We start from the raw sequence: 1,263 nt of genomic DNA on the forward strand, positions 1-1,263 counted from the left end.
AAGTACTCAAGTGGCTGAAGAGGCGCCCCTGCTAAGGGTGTAGGTCGTTAACGCGGCGCGAGGGTTCAAATCCCTCCTTCTCCGTAGCTTTATCAGAAGAATAAAAATACATGGTCCGTTGGTCAAGCGGTTAAGACACCGCCCTTTCACGGCGGTAACACGGGTTCGATTCCCGTACGGATCATTGTCATGGCTGTTGCAGCTTCAGCTGCTTTACAGACATGATACACTTGAGCGTCAGCTCACAGTGTTACCATCCCTTGGAGGTTTAGCTCAGCTGGGAGAGCGTCTGCCTTACAAGCAGAATGTCGGCGGTTCGATCCCGTCAACCTCCATTGTATTATTTATTTTCAAACTTATGGTCCGTTGGTCAAGCGGTTAAGACACCGCCCTTTCACGGCGGTAACACGGGTTCGATTCCCGTACGGATCATTATCCTAGCTGTTGCAATTCTAGCTGCATAACGGAAAGGATATGAATGGAGCGTAGCTCCATTCAATCAATCCCCATCTTAATAGTGTTTTCAACCTTACGGTCCGTTGGTCAAGCGGTTAAGACACCGCCCTTTCACGGCGGTAACACGGGTTCGATTCCCGTACGGATCATTATCCTAGCTGTTGCAACTCTAGTTGCATAACGGACAGGATATGAATGGAGCGCAGCTCCATCCAATCAATCTTCATCTTAATAATATTTTCAACCTTATGGTCCGTTGGTCAAGCGGTTAAGACACCGCCCTTTCACGGCGGTAACACGGGTTCGATTCCCGTACGGATCATTGTCATGGCTGTTGCAGCTTCAGCTGTTGTACAGACATGTTACACTTGAGCGTCAGCTCACAGTGTTACCATCCCTTGGAGGTTTAGCTCAGCTGGGAGAGCGTCTGCCTTACAAGCAGAATGTCGGCGGTTCGATCCCGTCAACCTCCATTGGTTCCGTGGTGTAGGGGTCAACATGCCTGCCTGTCACGCAGGAGATCGCGGGTTCAAATCCCGTCGGAGCCGTTTTTGTTTCTGAAAAGTGAGCTATACATCCTAACCGATGTCCAGCTTCACGGGTTACCCCTTCGGAAATTAGATAAATTGTACCTATTGCGCTCTACGATGCTCAGACGGCACAATTTCCTAAATTTCTTTCAGGGCTGAACAAACCCGTTACGCTTTTCTTATTATTTTGGTCTGATAGCTCAGTTGGTAGAGCACTTGATTGAAGCTCAAGGTGTCGGCGGTTCGAATCCGTCTCGGACCATTTTTTATATGATGG

8 tRNA genes are annotated in these 1,263 nt (G+C 48.9%); all 8 read left to right on the forward strand.

The features are described 5' to 3' along the window. Positions 1-112: 112 nt before the first annotated feature. The 8 genes from C8U37_RS14325 (at position 113) to C8U37_RS14360 (ending at position 1,248) form a co-directional block, all read left to right on the forward strand. Positions 113-184, forward strand: a tRNA-Glu gene (locus C8U37_RS14325). 78 nt (positions 185-262) lie between these two features. Next, positions 263-335 (forward strand) — tRNA-Val (locus tag C8U37_RS14330). A gap of 25 nt (positions 336-360) precedes the next feature. Continuing rightward, positions 361-432: transfer RNA gene (locus C8U37_RS14335), tRNA-Glu, on the forward strand. Positions 433-533: 101 nt separating this feature from the next. Continuing rightward, a tRNA-Glu gene (locus C8U37_RS14340) sits at positions 534-605 on the forward strand. A 101-nt stretch (positions 606-706) separates the two neighbouring features. Next, positions 707-778 (forward strand) — tRNA-Glu (locus C8U37_RS14345). Positions 779-856: 78 nt separating this feature from the next. Then, positions 857-929, forward strand: a tRNA-Val gene (locus C8U37_RS14350). Between the two features lie 2 nt (positions 930-931). Then, a tRNA-Asp gene (locus tag C8U37_RS14355) sits at positions 932-1,004 on the forward strand. A gap of 171 nt (positions 1,005-1,175) precedes the next feature. Continuing rightward, a tRNA-Phe gene (locus tag C8U37_RS14360) sits at positions 1,176-1,248 on the forward strand. Positions 1,249-1,263 lie beyond the last annotated feature (15 nt).

The sequence above is a fragment of the Trichococcus patagoniensis genome (assembly GCF_003051085.1).
Taxonomy (GTDB): domain Bacteria; phylum Bacillota; class Bacilli; order Lactobacillales; family Aerococcaceae; genus Trichococcus; species Trichococcus patagoniensis.